Raw genomic sequence first — 20,705 nt, forward strand, 5'->3', positions numbered from 1 at the left:
ATGATTATTCCATTTCTCTAATTATATTCATTGTTTCTACACTCACGGTACAGACTCTCATTAATAAATCTATTACCTGTTCTTTGTAATCTGCGAAACGATAGGTATTGAATTTTTCCGCAATTGTTGGATCTTTTGGTTTCTTTTCTTTATATTGATCTAATATCCATTCTAACGCACAACGATTACCCAGCATATATTCCCAAGCTATTTTCGGAATATTTTCTAATGTGGTGACATCATCTAGGATAATACTGTTTTTGGTTTTATCGGCTTTTAGTTTTGCTTTGGGTGTTTTTTGATTACTGAGCGAAGTCGAAGTATGATCTTTTAAGGGAATATCAAGACGGGTTAGGTGATAAGGTGTGACTGTTTCATAATTAATATGTAATTCCATGAGTTGTTTACCCCAATTAACCCATTTTTGGAAGTTTTCATAATATGGTAAACGGGGAAATTCGCGTTTGAGGTTGAGTTCGTATTTGCTGCGATAAGCTGGGTTATGTAAGACTGCGTAGGTATAATGAAAGATGTCTATTTTGGTAATTGTTGGATCTTGATAATGGGTTTGAATTTGTTTTAGTCCCCAGTCAGTTATGTTATCAATACGTTTTCCTTCTTTGTCGTAACGGTAGAGGGGGAGACATTGAGAATCACCGGTTAAATGTAAATCAATAATTGTGTTACTACCTAAACAATGAAAGGGTTTTGTATTTCCTGACGCTGAAAAAGCTATATATTTGTTTTCTGTATCGTTTTCATTTAAAATATCAAACCATTGATAAGTCATTCCATTAAAATGCTTATCAAAGTAAAAATACTGATTATAGAAAGGACGGTATGAACTTTTTATAATTTGTTCAGGTTGAAAAGTTTTATTGATTCTTCTATCTAAATATTTATTTAATTCTCTATCCCATTTAATTGTATCCTTTTCCGGGTAATTTGAATCTTTTAACGTCTTCTGATAAACTTCAATTAAAAATTTTACTTTTTCTTCTAACACAGTTTCAGATAAATCATAAACCCATTCATCTCTTTGTGTTGCTACACCTCTAGAAAATAACTTAAATACAGCTTCTTCTCCTTTACCTGCTTTGACATCTTTATCAACCAAAGGTAAAAGATTTTCAAAATCATTATCAGATTGATTTATCCAATTATAGTTTTTATCTGGTCTAATATGTTCAAAAGGAATTTGATTAAATTTAGTTTGAGACAAAAACTTTAATTTCTCATTTGCTGTATCAAAGTCAGGACGACGAATATAAAATATTTGGCAATTATTAAAATCACTATTTTCTTTCTTTACCAAAAACATAATAGCTACACCAGTTTGAATCCCAAAAACATTATGTGTTGTTCCTGAAAGTTTAGGATTTTTCCTGACATCACCATGTAAATCTATAATGTAAATATAACTAAAATCATCACTTACAGCTTTTCTAAAACCATCAAATGTTCTTCCGTCAATAAAAGATGAATTAGTGATAAACGCAATAATCCCATTTTTACCTAGTCTATCAGAAGCCCATCTAATAAACCGAGTATACATATCATAAACAACAATATTATTTTGAGCTTTACTATATTTAATATAACTTTCCTTAATTAACTTATCTATAGCTGTATAATAACGATTAGCATTGTTATCATTAAAGTTTTCCTGTTTTGCATTATAAGGAGGATTACCAATAATCACCGAAATAGTTCTATCATTCTGTCTTTTGATTCTTGCAGTATTCTCCACACTCATAGCAAACAAATCTAATTGCTTACCCGCAAAAGATGTATTATCCAAAGTATCCACAAAACAAATATTTTCAAACTCCTCATACACACCCATTTTCTGTTTATAGGTGTATTCAATATTCAAATTTGCAATATAATAAGGCAAAATTGCCACCTCATTACAATGAATTTCATGTTTATATTTGTGTTCTAAACTCTGCTTTGGTAAATAATCAATCAACTCAGTAATAAAAGTCCCCGTTCCCGTCGCAGGATCTAAAATTTCGACATCTTTATCTGCTAACAACTTCCCAAAATGTTTATGTACTAAAAAATCTGTACTTTCTATCATAAACCTAACAATTTCATTGGGAGTATAAACAATACCTAATCTATCCGCAGCTTTAGGATTATATGCTTTGTAGAAATTCTCATATAAGGCTTTGAGAAACTTCTGTTTTTCTTGATGATTATAAATATTAGCCGCAGTGCGTCTAATCACTGCATAATATCTTTCAATCGTTCCCAAAGTGTTTTTCTTAACGCTTCCCGTGAAAAAGGTAGAAATTACCCTTTGTAATTCTCCCGCAATATTATTTTCTCTGTGAAATTGCGATTCATTAAAAATATTGATAAAAATATCTTCTGTCAAAATATGCTGAATCATCATTTCCCGAATATCAAATAAACTGATTTCTGGGTTAATTGATTCTTTGCAAATTCCCCAAAACTTATCCCGCGCAGTTTGAAAAGATCTGTTATTTTCCCCTTGGCAATCTATCAAATCTCTGAGAGAATTTAGTACAGTGGGTAAATCTTGCTTAAAAATTTCTATCGCTTCCCGAAAATCCTTAACTTCAGGACGCACATAATTAATAAAACTGGTAATAATTCCATCTACTGCGTCAGCATCGCGCATAGATACACGCATGGTTTCTGTGCTAGATTGAATTAAAACCGCAGTTTGGGAATCTTCAAATAAAATATTACTATCGGGATAACCTTTATTTAATTTCTTTTCTATTTCTTCATCTAATTTATCATATTGATCTTTGCTTTCCCAATAACCCCAATCTAACCGCAAAGCATCTTTAATTGTGCCATCGGGATAAACAAGTTTACCATTTGGTAATCTATAATCTAATTCAGGAATCAGTAAAAAATCTCTCGGTTTGCAATATTCATTTAGCAGATTTTGAAAAGCCACACGAATAGAAGTTTCTTTGCGAGAACCACCATATTGAATGATTTTTTCGACTTCGGCTTGATATTGTGTCACCAGGAGTCTAGACATAATTAAAAAATCGATTATTAAAAGTTTTGTTGGGTTGTGCGATCACTTCACCCAACTTATATTACTATATTATTACATTGTCTACGTAGATTTAGTTGTGCGATCGCTAATGTAAAGACAGTTAATGCCATGTTTTCACAGTGACTGTATTCCCCTCAAAAAACTTTCAGATAGAAGCATTACGGGCTATATACAGGTTATAATTCTTTTTGCGGAGCAACTTTACAAAAATTTATGAGTAATCCCCTTGTGCAAGCCTTTTTCGTAGGCAGAGCAGTAGCTGAAGTGATTAATGAGCGTGTAGAAGTCGCCTTGACTGATGCTTTGAGTGAACTAGGCAAATTTGATGCTGAAACTAAAGAGCAACTACGCCAGTTTACAGAAGAAGTGATGGCACGAGCTAATCGAGCAGCGGAATCGTCTGCAACTGGTACAACCACAGGTAATAGTTCATCTGGGGGAGATTCAGTAGACTTACAGACCGAAATTGACGAATTAAGGGCAGAAATCGCTCTATTAAGAAGTGAATTGCAGAAGCATCGTAATGCTGCAAAATAGGTAATAGGTGATGGGTAATGGGTAATAGGTAATAGGTAATAGGTAATTGGTAATTGGTAATTGGTAATGTGAAAAAATATTCTCCCCTACCTCCCCTACCTCCCCTACCTCCCCTACTTCCTCTACCTCCCCTACCTCCCCTACCTCCCTTACTCCCTGCCTCCGCAACAACCCGACGGTATAAGAAAAATATGGAACAAGGTTACTCAGACAAAGCATACCGTTGGAATCGGGAAGAATACTCTAGCAAACGCCGCTTTGTGGATATTTGGTCTTTTGTCTTGACCTTGATGTTCAAAATTTGGCGCTATAACAAAGATTGGAGTTACTCCGGTGGTGTAACAGAATCTAAGCAAGCAGCTAGACGCAAAGCCCAAGCAATCTGGATTAGAACCACGTTTTTAGATTTGGGTCCGACTTTTATTAAGATTGGACAATTGTTTTCAACTCGTGCGGATATTTTCTCTGCTGAATATGTGGAGGAGTTATCTAAGTTACAAGATAGAGTCCCAGCATTTAGTTATGAACAGGTAGAAGGAATTATTGAGCAGGAATTAGGTAAGACTGTTCCCACACTTTTCCAAGATTTTGAACCTGTTCCCCTCGCTGCTGCTAGTTTGGGTCAAGTCCACAAGGCCACCTTGTATACTGGTGAGTCCGTAGTTGTCAAAGTCCAACGGCCTGGACTCAAAAAGCTGTTTGAAATTGATTTAGGCATTCTTAAAGGTATTGCCCGCTATTTTCAAGATCATCCTAAATGGGGACGCGGCAGAGATTGGATGGGTATATATGAAGAATGTTGTCGCATTCTCTGGGAAGAAATTGATTATCTGAATGAAGGACGCAATGCCGATACTTTTCGCCGGAATTTCCGCCCTTATGATTGGGTGAAAGTACCGAGGGTTTATTGGCGTTATGCTACTTCTAGAGTAATTACTTTGGAGTATGTGCCAGGGATTAAAGTTAGTCAGTATGATGCTTTAGATGCTGCGGGTGTAGATAGAAAAGCGATCGCTCGCTATGGCGCACAAGCCTATCTTCATCAACTTCTCAACAATGGTTTCTTCCACGCTGACCCCCACCCCGGTAATCTGGCAGTTAGTCCCGACGGGGCTTTGATTTTCTACGACTTCGGGATGATGGGAACAATTAAATCCAATGTCCGCGAAGGATTAATGGAAACGTTATTTGGTATCGCCCAAAAAGACGGCGATCGGGTGGTAAAATCTCTAGTTGATTTAGGAGCGCTTGCCCCAGTTGATGACATGGGACCAGTCCGTCGTTCAGTCCAGTTTATGCTGGATCACTTCATGGATAAGCCCTTTGAAAATCAATCAGTGGCAGCCATCAGTGAAGACTTGTATGAACTCGCTTATGATCAACCATTTAGATTTCCAGCCACTTTTACCTTCGTCATGCGTGCCTTTTCTACCCTCGAAGGCGTTGGTAAAGGTCTAGATCCAGAATTTAACTTTATGGAAGTTGCCCAGCCTTATGCAATGCAGCTTATGACAGATAACAGTAGTTCTGAGGGGAATAGTTTCTTGAATGAATTAAGTCGTCAAGCAGTCCAAGTCAGTAGCACTGCTTTAGGATTACCACGAAGATTAGAAGATACCCTAGATAAAATAGAACGTGGTGATATCCGTCTGCGAGTTCGCTCCGTCGAAACTGAACGCCTGATCCGGCGACAGAGTAATATACAACTGGCAATAAGTTATGCTCTTATTATCAGTGGTTTTACAATTGCTGGTACAATTCTCCTAGTTAGCCATTATGTCTGGTTAGCAAGCTTTATTGGTTTAATTGCCGCATCAGTTTCATTCATGCTGATTCGGTTGCTTTTACGCCTCGACCGTTATGATCGGATGTATTAATTAATTGTTCACGAAAAATCTATGAAACTTGAATCTACCGGTTGTACAGATCCGGGGCTTATTCGTGCTTATAATCAAGATTCGTACTATATTGATCCCACAGGGCGATTCTTTATAGTTGCTGACGGTATGGGTGGTCATGCAGGAGGAGAAGAGGCTAGTCGCATCGCTACTGCCGAAATTTGTGCATATCTAGAGCAAAATTGGCAATCCCCCGAATCTTCCTCAAAACTCCTAGAACAAGCTTTATCCACTGCAAATAAAGCCATAGTTCAAGATCAGCACAATCATCCTGAACGTGCTGATATGGGAACTACAGCCGTAGTAGTAGTTATCCGTCCAGATGAATTACCTGTATGCGGTCATGTTGGTGATTCCCGTCTCTACCGTCTGCGAGAATCACAATTAGAACAAATTACAGAAGACCATACATGGATTGCCAAAGCCATGAAAATCGGTGATATTACTCTTGATGAAGCTAGGGTTCATCCCTATCGTCATGTTTTATCCAGTTGTTTAGGTAGGGAAGACCTCAACCACATTGATATTCAGCAACTAACTCTGGAAAATGGCGATCGCTTACTGCTCTGTAGTGATGGACTTACAGAAGAACTTATAAATCCACAAATCCTTGGATACATCAGGGACACACCTTCTTTAGAACAAGCTGCTCATGACCTAGTTGAAGCCGCCAAAGAACAAGGTGGACACGATAATATTACCGTCGTCCTTGTATCCGTAGAAGCCTGATTATTCTCGTTCCTCGTTTCCTCGTTCCCATACTCTGTATTCCTCGTTCCTCGTTCGTTCCTCGTTCCCATACTCTGTATGGGAATGAGTCCTAGAAGGCTCTGCCTTCAATAATAGTAGAGGCAGAGCCTCTATAATGCATTCTCAGTCAAAGACTGAGAACGAGGGAAACCTTTCTTGCCTCTTGCCTAACTAAAAAAGTAAATATACTTAACGATTTGTTCAAATTGAGCATTTTTTATATTAACAATTTGATAAAAATATTTTTAATCTCCAGAAATTACCACAGGAGCTTAAATTTCTATAATTTCCACAATTGACATATCCTACCTTGTAATGTGTCTTAAATAAACAGCAAATAAAGGGTTAATCAATCAGAGAATCTAGATAAAAACTAAGTATCAAACTGGTCTTCCTCTCGTGCTACTTAAAGAATCTTCACCAAAATTAAACTATGCCAATTTGGACAACCCCGCTTGCAGTGGAGTTGATTCCTATACCAGTAGATTCATTACCAATTCATACCTCAGAAAAAATAAATTCAAAAAGATGGGCAAATTGTCAAACACTTGTTATCTTTCTTAATATAGAGAAATAAATGTCAGGCAAAATCTAGCCCAGGAATTGCTTATTAGGAATTTTACGTAATTAAGCAGATTGCAATCAAAGGAAGTAAAGAATTTAAGTAATCAGCAAAAGCCGATTTTACTTTTAACCGCTAACTTCCAAGTTTTCAATTCTGTGATCAATTTCGATTTTACACGTTGTTTGTTTTGGAGTTGATTATGAATCAAGGAACTGAACTATCTTTGGAACAGCAATTTAGCATTCGCTCCTTTGCCACACAAGTCCAACACATGAGCCACGAACAAGCTCAAGATTTTTTAGTCAAGCTTTATGAGCAGATGGTTGTGCGTGAAGCAACTTATCAAGAAATGCTTAAACATAGCTGGGGTCTAGACTCAGGTGCGAATATGGCATAGAGTTATTTACTATTAACTCTGCTTTTGGGACTCATTTCTAAATAGGAAAAAAGCTGGGGATGTTGGTTTTCTTCTAACTTCCTTCTAACTTCCCCACTCTTGCCTCTTGCCTCTTGCCTCTTGCCTCTTGCCTCTTGCCTCTTGCCTAGTGCCATAACGACGATTTTCAATGCTAACCTACTTATTTTAAGAGGAAGTGTGGCAAATTTAGGGTTAATTAGCTATATTTACCGTGAATTTCCCCTAAAAGCATCTCTTGAGATGCTCCTGTAACGGCGGGTAAATTACCAGGAATACCGATGTTCCGCCAGTATGCTAAAATGGCAAAGGCGATCGCTTCTTTAAAAGCCGCACTTAAGCCAAACTCATCTGTAGTTGAAACTGGAACATTCCCTAACAGTAACTCTAGCCGATTTTTTAAGTAAATATTGCGACTACCACCACCACATAATAATACCCGATGTGGTCTTCTGGGGAGAAAAGTGTCATAACTATAAACAATAGAAGCTGCTGTCAATTCTGTAATGGTTGCTAAAAAGTCTGCGGAATTGAGTTGGTAGGCTTGGGCATTCTCTAAACAATCATACAAGTAAGTGACACCAAACAACTCCCGTCCAGTAGATTTAGGCGGTGGTAAATGGAAATATTCGTGACTGAGCCATTGTTCTACTAAGGGGTAACAGGGTGTACCACTAGCTGCCCAATCACCATTTTCATCATAGCTTTTAGCCCCATTTGTAAAATGTTGCACAGCTAAATCCAATAGGCTATTACCTGGGCCTGTATCCCAACCGCGAATTTGCGACAACCAATCATCATTACGGGCGGGGAGATAAGTGACATTACCAATACCACCAATATTTTGGATACAACGTTCTTCCTGGGGATGACTGAGTAAATAGGCATCTATTTTCGGAACAAGGGGCGCACCATGACCATAAGCAGCTATATCTGCCGTTCGGAAATTACTGATAGTAGTAATACCAGTGAGATGGGCTATCAACGCCCCCCGACCTAGTTGGCAACTATAACCTAGTTCTCCTAATCCCTGGGGTGGACGATGATAAACAGTTTGACCATGAGAACCAATCAAGGTAGCTCCTTGATGACCAATTTGAATATGTTGAGCAGCTTCAGCAAAATTCCGAGCGATGGCATCATCTATTGCTGCTAATTCGGCTATGGATACAGCAGTACCAGCCCCAAGCTCTAAAATATGTTCTCTGAGTTGCGGGGGGTAGGGATATGTTTCCCCTGCGAGTAATTTCACCTTCAGATCCAACTCTCTGCCAGAAATTTCGACTAAAGCGGTATCTATCCCATCTACAGACGTACCACTCATTAAACCAATTACGCGAGTCCCTTGCATTGACTCAAATACTCTTATGGATTTGCGATCGTAGTGTAATTGATCCCATTACCCATGTCAAAACAAAAAGGGGCATATGGATCTAAAAACGCAAGTTATGACCTTATAAAGTATAACTAACTAATTTTGCTGACGATTCATATCTTGCAAATCCAGAGCATAATTTAAGCGTAAAATATTTACCCCTGGTTCCCCAAAAACGCCTAAAAATCTCCCATCAATATACTTACTAATTAACGGAATGATGTCATCCTCCCTAATCCCCCGCGCTTGTGCTACCCTTTCTATCTGTTGTCGTGCTGCTTTCAAAGAAATATGGGGATCTAAACCAGAACCTGATGTATAAATCAAATCGGCCACAGGTTGTTTATTCTCATTCTGAAATTCTTCTGCTTGCTTGAGAATGCGTTCCTTGAGTGCTGGATTAGTCGGAGCAAGATTACTGCCTCCAGAGATACCAGTCGGTTGAGCTTTTCTACCTTGGCTATATTTAACAGCACTCGGACGACCATGAAAATAACGGTCTGATGTAAATCCTTGACTAATCAAACTTGAACCAATAGGTTGATCTCTGACATTTAACATCATGCTACCATTAGCTGAAACTGGGAAAATTGACTGACCTACTAACAACACAAAAAGAGGATATATAATTGCGGTTAATAACCACATTACTAAAGTTATTCTCACTGCTTTGATAATTTCTCGAATAATAGACATAATTTAATCTTGAAGTTTATTTTAATTTGTGAATTATGGCTCTACCGTTCCCTTTATGTAAAACAACATTTAAGTAGGTTGGCGTTAAAAATTGTCGTTATAGCAAGGCAAAAGGCAAAAGGCAAGAATTACCAAAATTACCTATTGATTTAATTGTTTACGCTAAACCCACAAACGTAATCATCATATCTATGAATTTAATCGCAATAAATGGAGCAATTACCCCACCTAAGCCATAAATTAAAATATTCCGTTGCAGAAGTTGATTAGCAGTCAAAGGTCGAAACTGAATACCTTTTAATGCTAGAGGAATCAAAGCCGGAATAATTAAAGCATTGTAAATCAATGCCGAAAGAATAGCCGAATTAACGCTACTCAACTTCATAATATTCAAGCTTTCTAAATTAGCAGCAGTGAAAAGTACCGGAATAATCGCAAAATATTTAGCAATATCATTAGCAATAGAAAACGTTGTCAATGCCCCACGAGTAATTAACAATTGCTTACCAATACTCACAATATCAATTAATTTGGTGGGATCAGAATCTAAATCCACCATATTAGCCGCTTCCTTAGCTGCTTGCGTTCCCGTATTCATTGCCACACCTACATTAGCCTGTGCCAAAGCTGGAGCATCATTAGTTCCATCCCCCGTCATCGCTACAATTTTACCCTCAGCCTGTTCCCGTTGAATCACACTGATTTTATCTTCTGGTGTCGCTTCAGCAATAAATTCATCTACTCCAGCTTCCTTAGCAATCACAGAAGCAGTAATTCGGTTATCTCCCGTGAGCATGATTGTCCTGACTCCCATGCGTCGGAGTTGGTCAAATCGTTCGCGGATACCAGGTTTCACAATATCCTTGAGATAGATAACACCGTAAATTTCATTATCGAGACATACGGCTAAAGGTGTACCGCCTTGATGAGAAACTTGTTCATAAGCAACATCTAATTCCGGGGTATCCTGTCCATGACGAGAGAGGACAAAGCCTTTAATTGCTCCTACTGCGCCCTTCCGCACTTCCCTACCACCAGGTAAATTAGTGCCACTCATGCGGGTTTTTGCCGAAAATTCTATCCCCTGGGCTTGTTTGCGGTCTAAATCAAAATTTGCACCTAACTTTTCTGCCAGTCGGACAATAGATTTACCTTCGGGAGTATCGTCAAAGATACTAGCTGCCAAAGCCACATTCGCAATTTCCGCCATTGAATAGCCATTGATAGGGATAAACTCTTCTGCTAAACGATTGCCAAGGGTGATTGTCCCGGTTTTGTCAAGAACGAGAGTATTGATGTCTCCACAGGCTTCTATTGCCCTGCCAGAAGTGGCAATGACGTTAAACTGTGCCACTCTATCCATGCCGGCAATGCCGATGGTACTCAGCAAACCGCCGATAGTTGTGGGTATAAGTGCTACCAAGAGAGCAATGAGAACCGGCACACTAACAGGACTATTCACATAGTAGGCAAAGGCGGGCAGGGTTGCTACTACGAATAAAAATACTAAACTCAGAACCGCTAATAATACTGTTAAAGCAATTTCATTGGGTGTTTTAGTGCGTTCTGCTCCTTCCACTAAGGCAATCATCCGGTCAATAAAGCCTTTACCTGGTTCAGCCGTGACGCGAATAATCAACTCATCGGAAAGGATGCGTGTACCACCTGTAACTGAACTAGCAACATCTGAACCAAATTCTTTGAGAACTGGGGCAGATTCGCCTGTAATCGCTGATTCATCCACAGACGCGACACCCATGATTACTTCACCGTCTGCGGGAATAATATCACCGGAAACGACGTATATAGTATCGCCCTGTTTCAAACTGCCAGAGGGAACTTCTGTAATTGTGCCGTTAACGCTGATAGTTTTGGCGCTGGTGGCTGACTGGGTGGAACGTAAAGTGTCAGCTTGGGCTTTACCTCGTCCCTCCGCTACGGCTTCAGCAAAGTTGCTAAATAGAACTGTGAAAAATAAAATTCCTGTTAACAGCCCATTAAACAGATAGGGATTTTTTTGATTTGTTGGTCCAAATAATTCGGGATAAATGGTTAGGAAGAGAGTAATAATTGTTCCTATCCATACCAAAAACATTACCGGATTTTTAATGGCATATTGGGGATACAGTTTCCTAAAAGCATCGCCTATTGCCCGAAAATACAGTCCTTTGTTAGTTACTCGCGTTTTCCTAAGTTTCTTACGGCGATAACGAGGACGGGGTGTTTTAGAATTAGAGTTATTTCCGTTTGAGTTCATATATTGATAATTGATATAGCAGGAGTCACCGAGTCACGAGTCACCGAGTCAGGATAAAGAAAGAAGAAGAAGAAAATTCCTCTCCTCCTTTCCTACTGCTAACTACCAGCAGCGAGTTTAAAACCTTCGGCGATTGGTCCTAAAGCTAAAACTGGGAAAAATGTCAGGATTCCTAAAATTAGGGTGACACCTGCGGTAATCCCAGTGAATAGCAAAGAATCAGTTTTCAAAGTTCCCCGGCTTTCACAGACTACTTGTTTTTCAGACATACTATCAGCTAAAAGGAGCAGGGCAATAATTGGTAGATAACGTCCTGCAAAAATACTGACAGTTGTACTTAAATTCCACCATAACGTCCCGTCATTTAATCCTTCCAAGCCAGAACCATTATTAGCTGCGGCTGAGGCGTATTCATAAACTACTTGGGAAATACCATGAAAACCTGGGTTACTAATTCCTGACAAAGATATAGGATAAGCTAAAGCTACAGCACTGGGAATTAAAACCATCATCGGGTGAATTAACAACACTACACTAGCCAGGACAATTTCTCGTTTTTCAATTTTGCGGCCAAAAATTTCCGGGGTGCGCCCTACCATTAACCCAGTGATAAAGACGGTGAGAATCAGGTAAATGAAGAGATAAGCCGTTCCTATTCCCTGTCCTCCCCAAATTATTTGTAAAAATAGGTTGAATAAGCTGGAAAATGTGCCATTAGGCATGAGGGAATCGTGCATTCCGTTGACAGCACCGCACATGGTGGCGGTAGTTGTAATTGCCCATAATGCGGTTTGCGCCCAGTCAAATCGGACTTCTTTGCCTTCTAGATTGGGTAATTCTAATCTCAAAGCATTATTAATCAGAGGATTTCCTTCTAATTCTCCTGTGGCTGTAACGCCAATGAGAACTACAAAGATGATAAACACCATCCAATATAGTAGCCAGGCTTGTTTGAGGTTGTTGGCAAATATTCCGTAGGTGTAAATTAAGGATGTGGGAATGGCCAACATGGCGATGATTTCGATTAAGTTGGAAGCGCCATTGGGATTTTCAAACGGGTGCGCGGAGTTAGCTGCAAAAAATCCACCACCATTTTCCCCTAACATCTTTATAATCTCCCAGGATGCTACTGGACCTCTAGCTATATACTGAATTCTGCCTTCTAAGGTTTCTACTACTAGGGTTTTGGCTAAGGTTTGGGGTACACCGCAGATAATTAGAGCGATCGCCCCCACAATAGATAAAGGTAATAATATCCTAGTGATAGCCTGGGTAAAATCTACATAAAAATTCCCCAGTTTTCTCCCTGTTAATCCTCGGATAAAGGCAATTCCCACTACTAAACCACTAGCCGCTGAGGTAAACATCAAAAAACCTAAAGCCGATGTTTGGCTAAAATAACTAAAGGTATTTTCTGTGGCGTAATGTTGTTGGTCTGTATTGGTCAGGAAGGAAATTGTGGTATGTAGTAATAAATCCCATCTCATTCGTCCCAGTTCATTGGGATTCCAGGGCAGAAATTTCTGATAATAGAGAAGGGCATAAACTATCACACCCATTACTAAATTGCTACATAGTAAGGCGCGGATATACTGCCAACCCGTCATATCATTTTTTTTACCCACACCCCCTAAAATATAAATTATTGCCTCTATTGGCTTCATAACAGGATCAAGGATTGTCCTTTCTCCCAAGAAAACGCGGGCTATGTATTTTCCTAGTATGGGCGTAATGAATACGACAATACACAGCGTTAAAGCAATTTGTAAAAAACCTTGACTCATGTAGTTTGCACTCTATTCAACTCAAGTTATAGCCAGTTAATACTCAACAATAATGCCTAAATTAGTATTAAATTGAATTTTTAGTGATTAGATAATTTTCATCCATCAGGTATTGTTTTATCTGATTCTAGTTAAATATTCTAGACAATATATTTTTAATTTATTTAACTGCACATCAGATTATAGTTTACTATTCTCTAAAAATATGCTTTTAATTCTAGTCCAGTATACGTAAGTATATATCATCATCTAGTGACTGGTATATTTTAGATATAAATTTAGTCAGGGTAAATATATGATTTTGATTATAAGCTAATTAGCCCAACTGACGATGGACTTCAAATAAACAATCATTATATTGCTTGTCAACTTCAAGATTTGTAAATGCCCAAGCTACTTTATATGGCTTTTGGTATTCTCCTAAAATATTGATACGGTGACAAATATCAGGAATTTTGGTCAAATATTTGGGAGTTAAGGGGATATCACCAGCAAATATACCTTTAACTCGTTGTGTTGCCCCTGTAGTATATTTAATCATGATTGCTACACAGTAGGTATCCTCTGATGTATGCAGGACTTGAACTAACCCATCATGACTGATATTTACTAGATGATCAGGTAATTTCAAGACTTCGCTAGTATCTAAGGGGAGATTTTGAGTTTTAACATAGTCGAGAATTTCCTGATATTTTGCCAGTGCTACACGTTTTTGGTAAAAGTATTTAATATCAAGAATTGAATTAATTATCCCAGATACTATTTGTACCGATAATAATATAAATCCGCTGAATATTCTTTGTAGTTTATACATTTTGGTTATGATTCAGATGATTACACAATATAGAATATATTGATTAATGGCAAGATTCAAATTTTTCACTACGTAACTAAACCGCCTACGATTAAAATCGCAGGCTAACAGCCAAAGTCCACTTTAGTGGACTGAAAATAAATCTTTAGTCTACTTTAGTAGACTTTAGCTATTAGACAGGGAATTAATTCCCTGGCAGAATAATTTTAGAATATAACAAACATAAATTTATTTTTTTCACAAAAATGATATTAACGAATAACTAATATAAGTTATACTAGCAATAATTAAATAAAATTTTCCTTAAATAGTATATTATGTCAGTGATCAATCATCCCACTATTTTCTCCTTCTTCTCCGGCTCAGGATTTCTCGATTTAGGCTTTGAAACCACAGGTTATAACATCACTTATATCAACGAAATCTTCCCTCCATTCATGTCCGCATATCGCTATTCAAGGGAAAAACTCAACCTCCCCCAACCTGAATATGGATATCATGAAGGAGAAGCCGCAGACGTAAGCAAATTAATAGCAGGAACACCAGCACAACGATTAAATGAATTAGTCAAAGATTCACGAAAATCAAATAATATAATCGGCTTTATTGGTGGTCCACCCTGTCCTGATTTTTCGGTTGGTGGCAAAAACAAAGGATATTTGGGCGATAATGGTAAACTCTCATCTGCTTATGTTGAATTAATTTATCAAAACTTACCCGATTTCTTTTTATTTGAAAATGTCAAAGGTTTATGGAGAACCACAAAACACCGTTTATTTTTTGAAGAACTAAAAATCAAATTACAACAAGCAGGTTATATTCTAACAGAACGGTTAATTAACTCTATTGAATATGGTGTACCCCAAGATAGAGAGAGAATTATTTTAATAGGCCTTAAAGATAATTCTCTCAAAGACATAAAAATCAAAGATGAATTTATCTTTCCTTGGGAAAAATATATTTTATATCCTCAAGATCAAGTATTTGCTTATCCTTGGAATAAGTCTGAACCATTTCAAGAAGATTCCATAATTCCTTGTCCTGAAAATATTCCTCAACAACTCACTGTTGAATATTGGTTTAGAAAAAATAACGTTCTTAATCATCCTAATACTAAACATCATTTTCAACCAAGAGCAGCTAAAATTAAATTTGCTACTATTGAAGAAGGAGATGATTCCAAAAAATCTTTTAAACGTCTGCACAGGTGGCGTTATTCTCCCACAGCTTGTTATGGTAATAATGAAGTCCATTTACATCCTTACAAAATTAGACGTATTTCTGTAGCCGAAGCTTTAGCAATTCAATCCTTACCTGAAGATTTTTCACTTCCAGAAAATATGTCACTTACGAATATGTTTAAAACCGTTGGAAATGGTGTTCCATACTTAGCAGCAAAAGCCTTAGCGCAAACTATTCTTGACTTTTTAAACACTGGTTCGCAAAATTAAGATCCCCGACTTCTTTGAGAAGTCGGGGATCTGGGGGTAGGGGATCTGGGGGTATTGTGGTTTAATATATAAGAAATACTTTAATTTTCATCAAGTTTAATAAACTCTACACTAAAAGCAAAAACGATGGCAGCAGACTATCCCAACATTGATATTGCGCCATTTATTGACCACTCTCTGCTATTACCAATTGCCACCCCAGAGCAGATTAGTCAATGGTGCGACGAAGCATATAAATATAACTTTGCAGCGGTATGTGTAAATCCCTGTTATGTCAAGCAAGTAGCAGAACTACTGTATAAAAAAAATCCTCAAGTTTGTACAGTCATTGGTTTTCCCAATGGTGCAAATACTTCAGCCGTGAAGTTATATGAAGCCAAAGAAGCAGTAGACAATGGCGCTACTGAGTTAGATGTAGTCATTAACATAGGCTGGTTAAAAGCCGGAAAAACCGAGGAAGTTCACTGGGAAATTGCCACAATTTGCGAAGAAGCTGGACAGCCTGTGAAGGTAATTTTAGAAACTAGCCTCCTGACGGATACAGAGAAACAAATCGCTGCGGAACTAGCTATGGATGCTGGTGCTGCATTCTTAAAAACCAGTACAGGTTGGAATGGTGGCGCAACTGTAGCAGATATTAAGCTTTTGAAAGAAATAGCAAAAGATAGGGTAGGCATCAAAGCATCAGGAGGCATTCGCACTCACAACGATGCCTTAGATTTAATTATGGCTGGTGCGACTAGATTAGGTACATCTCGCGGTGTGGATTTACTTCGTCAACGCCATAACCCAGAAAAAGAAAAGAGTGAGTAGTCAGTTGTTCTTTGTCAGTTTAGACACCTGTTGGAAAAGAATGTAGAGACGTTCCATGGAACGTCTCTACTCTACAAGGGTTCTGAGAAACGTATATTTAATTTTCAGATCTGTCTATTTTGCCACTGACAACTGACCACTAACAACTGACAACGGATTAAAAATGAGTAAAACCTATAAAGCAACTGGTATTAATCTCAAAGCGCAACCACTGGGGGAATCAGATAAAATAGTCACAATTCTAACTCAAGAATTTGGGTTAATTCGGGCAGTTGCTACGGGAGCGCGGAAACAAAACTCCAGCTTGGGTGGGAGAATGGGGATGTTTGTCATCAATGAATTACTAATTTCCCAAGGTAGAAATCTCGATAGAATTACTCAAGCTGAAACTATAAAAACTTATCCCGGTTTATCTAAAGATTTAGGTAAATTAGCTGCTAGTCAATATTTAGCGGAAATAGTTTTGTGTCAAGCGTTAAGCGAACTACCCCAAACAGAACTTTATGAGTTATTTAATGAACATCTTCAACGCCTAAATGATATACCCAAAACTGAAATAAAATGTGTAGTTGCGAATTTAGTCCAAGGTGTATTTCAGCTTTTAGCCTTAGCAGGACTGACACCACAAGTAGAATCCTGTTGCTTAACCCAACGGCTTTTAACTCCAGACTGGACAAATCCCCATTGGCAAGTGGGATTTAGTATTCCTTCTGGTGGGATAATTTGTTTAGATGCTTGGAAAAGCTTGCGAAAAGAAATAGAGCAGGGGAAATGGGAAAATGGGGAAATAGCCCAATCCTGTGCCTCTAACCCTAGCTATGAAACAGTTTTTCATCAGCAGGAGTTACCAATTATTTCTCGTCGGTTAAATGGGAAACAACTGGTTATGCTTCAATATCTGTCGGAAACAGAGATAATACAAATAGATGCAGCTTCAGATTCTGGATGGTTAGCTGTTGAGCAAATTTTGCGCCAGTATGTCCAGTATCATTTAGGACAACCTATTCGCTCTGCCACTTTGATTGACTCCTATTTTGCCACCAACCATGATGCAATCGTCTGATTTAGATAAAAAAGGCCGAACTCACTCACCTAGCGACGCTAAAAAAAAGCATAAAGCATCAGATCATAATGTTGCTTCTTCCCCTAAAGTTAGTCATATTCATAGTCCAGAAATGTCACTCAAGGATGTTTCTGAAAATGGGAATTGCACATCAGAAATTCCCTTGACTGATATCCCCAAACCATCAAAAATTCCGCAGACAAATGGCAAAATTAATGGTGTTCCAGAAAATGTCCCAACTACAACGGAATTAACACCGGAAACACTACCATTAATAGATACTGGTTCGGGAGGTGCAGATTCGGAAAATAATCAACAGGTGGGTTTTTTACCTGTATTGAAAAATCCGAATTTTCTCGCTCTTTGGGCAGGTCAAGTTTTCTGTCAATTAGCTGATAAGGTTTATTTAGTATTGATGATTGCTTTGATTAATAGTCAGTTTCAAGCTAGTGATCAAAGTATTAGTGGTTGGGTTTCCGCTTTAATGATGGCGTTTACAATTCCCGCCGTATTATTTGGTTCTGTAGCTGGAGTTTTTGTAGATCGTTGGTCAAAAAAAGTTGTCTTGGTAGCATCAAATATTTGGCGCGGGATTCTGGTATTGCTCATTCCTTCCCTGTTATGGTTAACCCATGATTGGCAGCCTGTGGGAGTTTTACCCGTGGGTTTTTTGATTATTTTAGGTGTGACTTTTTTGGTTTCTACCTTAACACAATTTTTCGCACCGGCAGAACAATCGGCTATTCCTTTAATAGTGAAAGAACAGGATTTGCTTTCGGCTAATTCTCTCTACACTACGACAATGATGGCTTCGGTAATTGTCGGTTTTGCCGTAGGAGAACCAGTTTTAGCCTTAGCAGATGGACTGTGGACGCAATTAGGTGGTAGTGGGGGATTGGGTAAGGAAATTCTGGTGGGTGGCAGTTATGCGATCGCTGGGTTAATATTATTCTTACTCCAAACTAACGAAAAACCCCATCCTCCTGAAACAGAATTTCCCCATGTTTTCTCGGACTTGCGCGACGGGTTACGTTATCTCCAAGAAAATCATCGTATCCGCAATGCTTTATTACAACTAATTATCTTATTTTCTGTCTTTGCAGCCCTGACTGTGCTTGCAGTTCGCATGGCAGAAATTATTCCGAATATGAAAGCCTCTCAATTCGGCTTTTTATTAGCATCTGCTGGTGTGGGTGTGGCGCTTGGGGCGACAATTCTCGGACAATTTGGACAACGCTTTTCCTATAAACAACTCAGTTTTTGGGGTTGTCTAGGTATGGCAGCATCTTTAATTGGTTTATCATTGTTTACAACCCAACTCTTGCCTGTGCTGCTCTTCATTGCCTTAGTGGGAGTATTTGGGGCTTTGGTGGGTATCCCCATGCAAACTGCAATCCAAACCGAAACACCCCCAGATATGCGAGGTAAGGTATTTGGGCTGCAAAATAATGTGATTAATATTGCCCTTTCTCTACCTCTGGCTTTAGCTGGTGTGGCAGAAACTTTTATCGGCTTAAAAGCAGTATTTTTTACCTTAGCTGCCATTGTCTTAATTGGCGGTCTGTTTACCTGGTATAATTCTGGTGAATCCTCAAATGGCAAATAGCCAAAAACTGCATCAAACTGTTGGGTTTTGTGCTAAACTTAATCCAGCAAGATCCAAAATACTTGCTGGGAATCAACTAAATAATCAGCATATTAATTTGTAATCAAGTTAAAAGATTTATAAATTATGAGCATCATCAATAAAGCCATTTATTGACTTTTTAATTACCAAGATTATTTAGGGTTAAAAGTTAGAGATATCTGAGTTTTTGTGAATATCAAAAATTCAGCTATAACAACTTCATAATAAAAACAGTATATTTTACCCTCGCTTTTTTATAGATAACCTAAGAATGCGTATAGCTTGGATTGGAAAAAAAACACCCTTTTGCGGTAACGTCACCTACAGTCGAGAAATTACCAACGGACTCCTAGACAGGGGACATGAGGTTAGTTTTCTACACTTTGCCCAAGAAGAAGCGACAACTGACAATTGGCCTAATTTTCAGGAAGTTCCTTTGCCATTTATTTACAAGTCCCAGGTTTATACAATTCCCTCTTTCAAAGCAACTAAGGTTTTGAAAGATTCTTTGCGGGAAATTAAGCCGGATATAGTTCACGCTTCTCTGACTTTATCAACTTTAGATTTTGTTCTACCAGAAATTTGCGAAGAATTAAATTTGCCCCTAATTGCCACTTTCCACACTCCATTTGCAGGTAAGGGGGCAAAATTATTATCCAGTACCCAACTGTTAGCTTATCAACTTTACGCTCCTTTTTTGGATCATTATGATCGGGTAATTATCTTTTCCCAAATTCAGCGGGAATTGTTATCAGGTATGGGTGTGAGGGAAAAAAAGATTGCTGTTATACCTAATGGTGTAGATCCTGTTAAGTATTCTCCCGGTGTTTCTCATGTGAAAGCTGAATTTGGCGCTGAACGTTTGTTTGTTTATCAAGGGAGAATCGCTCAAGAGAAAAACGTTGAATCTCTCTTACGTGCTTGGAAACAATCACATATGGGCGTTAATACCAAATTATTGATTGTGGGTGATGGTCCATTAAAGCCTTCTCTAGAATCATTTTATGGACGAGAATATGGCATCATCTGGTTAGGTTTCATCGCTGATGAAGATCGCCGCATCGAAATTTTACGGGGTTCTGATGTATTTATTTTACCTTCTTTGGTAGAGGGTTTATCCTTGTCTCTATTAGAGGCAATGTCCTGTGGTTTAGCTTGTTTGGCTACTGATGTTGGTGCAGATGGAGAAGTTTTAGAAAAGGGTGCTGGTGTGGCAATTAATACAAGCAGTGTGCGATCGCAGTTAAAAACCCTCTTACCACTATTTCAAGATCATCCAGAGTTAACCACATTGTTGGGAGAAAAAGCCAGAAAGCGAGTATTAGAACGCTATACCCTGAATGATAACATCACCCAATTAGAAGAGCTTTATAGCCAAGTTCTTGCACAACGTCCTTTAACACTGAGTTGGGGTATTTAGCGTATTTTCAACAGCTATAACCAATAAATCTTTCTCTCTATTTCTGGATGAGGAAGATTTTTATTGTCTATTTATTCAGAATTGAATAAGTAGGTGAACACAATAAAACCAAACTGTGTAAAGAAATGTAAAATCGCTGAAAACTTCTTTACTCTTGCCTCTGGTTACTGAGCGAAGTTGAAGTATTGCCTCTT

General features: G+C 38.3%; 15 protein-coding genes. 9 read left to right on the forward strand and 6 right to left on the reverse strand.

Annotated features, from left to right (window positions below; translation table 11 throughout):
- Positions 1-4: 4 nt before the first annotated feature.
- The gene (locus HGD76_RS06750) at positions 5-3,025 is read right to left on the reverse strand and encodes a type ISP restriction/modification enzyme (RefSeq protein ID WP_168695311.1); all 3,021 of its coding nucleotides are present in this window, start codon (positions 3,023-3,025) and stop codon (positions 5-7) included.
- Between the two features lie 234 nt (positions 3,026-3,259).
- Here HGD76_RS06750 and HGD76_RS06755 point away from each other — a divergent pair, with 234 nt between their 5' ends.
- From HGD76_RS06755 to HGD76_RS06770, 4 genes are all read left to right on the forward strand, one after another.
- A complete protein-coding gene (locus HGD76_RS06755) occupies positions 3,260-3,583 on the forward strand; it encodes a DUF6825 family protein (protein ID WP_168695312.1) in 324 nt (107 codons plus the stop codon).
- A gap of 191 nt (positions 3,584-3,774) precedes the next feature.
- The gene (locus HGD76_RS06760) at positions 3,775-5,460 is read left to right on the forward strand and encodes an ABC1 kinase family protein (protein ID WP_168697388.1); all 1,686 of its coding nucleotides are present in this window, start codon (positions 3,775-3,777) and stop codon (positions 5,458-5,460) included.
- A 21-nt stretch (positions 5,461-5,481) separates the two neighbouring features.
- Positions 5,482-6,210: a Stp1/IreP family PP2C-type Ser/Thr phosphatase gene (locus HGD76_RS06765; protein WP_168695313.1), complete on the forward strand. Its 729-nt coding sequence runs from the start codon at positions 5,482-5,484 to the stop codon at positions 6,208-6,210.
- Positions 6,211-6,995: 785 nt separating this feature from the next.
- Positions 6,996-7,193 carry an NblA/ycf18 family protein gene (locus HGD76_RS06770; RefSeq protein WP_015079229.1) on the forward strand — a complete coding sequence of 66 codons (198 nt, stop codon included), beginning with the start codon at positions 6,996-6,998 and terminating at the stop codon, positions 7,191-7,193.
- 217 nt (positions 7,194-7,410) lie between these two features.
- On the opposite strand, the gene HGD76_RS06775 is transcribed toward HGD76_RS06770, so the two are convergent.
- From HGD76_RS06775 to HGD76_RS06795, 5 genes are all read right to left on the reverse strand, one after another.
- Positions 7,411-8,562 carry an anhydro-N-acetylmuramic acid kinase gene (locus HGD76_RS06775; protein WP_168695314.1) on the reverse strand — a complete coding sequence of 384 codons (1,152 nt, stop codon included), beginning with the start codon at positions 8,560-8,562 and terminating at the stop codon, positions 7,411-7,413.
- A gap of 120 nt (positions 8,563-8,682) precedes the next feature.
- Positions 8,683-9,282, reverse strand: a complete 600-nt coding sequence (kdpC, locus tag HGD76_RS06780) for a K(+)-transporting ATPase subunit C (protein ID WP_015079232.1) — start codon at positions 9,280-9,282, stop codon at positions 8,683-8,685.
- Positions 9,283-9,439: 157 nt separating this feature from the next.
- Positions 9,440-11,539 carry a potassium-transporting ATPase subunit KdpB gene (gene kdpB / locus HGD76_RS06785; protein WP_168695315.1) on the reverse strand — a complete coding sequence of 700 codons (2,100 nt, stop codon included), beginning with the start codon at positions 11,537-11,539 and terminating at the stop codon, positions 9,440-9,442.
- Positions 11,540-11,637: 98 nt separating this feature from the next.
- A complete protein-coding gene (kdpA, locus tag HGD76_RS06790) occupies positions 11,638-13,323 on the reverse strand; it encodes a potassium-transporting ATPase subunit KdpA (RefSeq protein WP_168695316.1) in 1,686 nt (561 codons plus the stop codon).
- Between the two features lie 316 nt (positions 13,324-13,639).
- The gene (locus HGD76_RS06795) at positions 13,640-14,137 is read right to left on the reverse strand and encodes a lipocalin/fatty-acid binding family protein (protein WP_168695317.1); all 498 of its coding nucleotides are present in this window, start codon (positions 14,135-14,137) and stop codon (positions 13,640-13,642) included.
- 317 nt (positions 14,138-14,454) lie between these two features.
- Here HGD76_RS06795 and HGD76_RS06800 point away from each other — a divergent pair, with 317 nt between their 5' ends.
- From HGD76_RS06800 to HGD76_RS06820, 5 genes are all read left to right on the forward strand, one after another.
- Positions 14,455-15,588, forward strand: coding sequence for a DNA cytosine methyltransferase (locus HGD76_RS06800; RefSeq protein WP_168695318.1), 1,134 nt, complete (start codon positions 14,455-14,457; stop codon positions 15,586-15,588).
- A gap of 126 nt (positions 15,589-15,714) precedes the next feature.
- Positions 15,715-16,401 (forward strand): deoxyribose-phosphate aldolase, encoded by a 687-nt coding sequence (gene deoC / locus HGD76_RS06805; RefSeq protein ID WP_168695319.1) that lies wholly within the window; start codon positions 15,715-15,717, stop codon positions 16,399-16,401.
- 163 nt (positions 16,402-16,564) lie between these two features.
- The gene (recO, locus tag HGD76_RS06810; RefSeq protein WP_168695320.1) at positions 16,565-17,464 is read left to right on the forward strand and encodes a DNA repair protein RecO; all 900 of its coding nucleotides are present in this window, start codon (positions 16,565-16,567) and stop codon (positions 17,462-17,464) included.
- Positions 17,448-19,070 (forward strand): MFS transporter, encoded by a 1,623-nt coding sequence (locus HGD76_RS06815; RefSeq protein ID WP_168695321.1) that lies wholly within the window; start codon positions 17,448-17,450, stop codon positions 19,068-19,070. Before recO ends, HGD76_RS06815 begins: the two co-directional genes overlap by 17 nt.
- A gap of 292 nt (positions 19,071-19,362) precedes the next feature.
- Positions 19,363-20,511, forward strand: coding sequence for a glycosyltransferase family 4 protein (locus HGD76_RS06820; RefSeq protein ID WP_015079240.1), 1,149 nt, complete (start codon positions 19,363-19,365; stop codon positions 20,509-20,511).
- Positions 20,512-20,705 lie beyond the last annotated feature (194 nt).

Origin of the sequence: Dolichospermum flos-aquae CCAP 1403/13F (genome assembly GCF_012516395.1) — a bacterium.
In the GTDB taxonomy this organism is placed as follows: domain Bacteria; phylum Cyanobacteriota; class Cyanobacteriia; order Cyanobacteriales; family Nostocaceae; genus Dolichospermum; species Dolichospermum lemmermannii.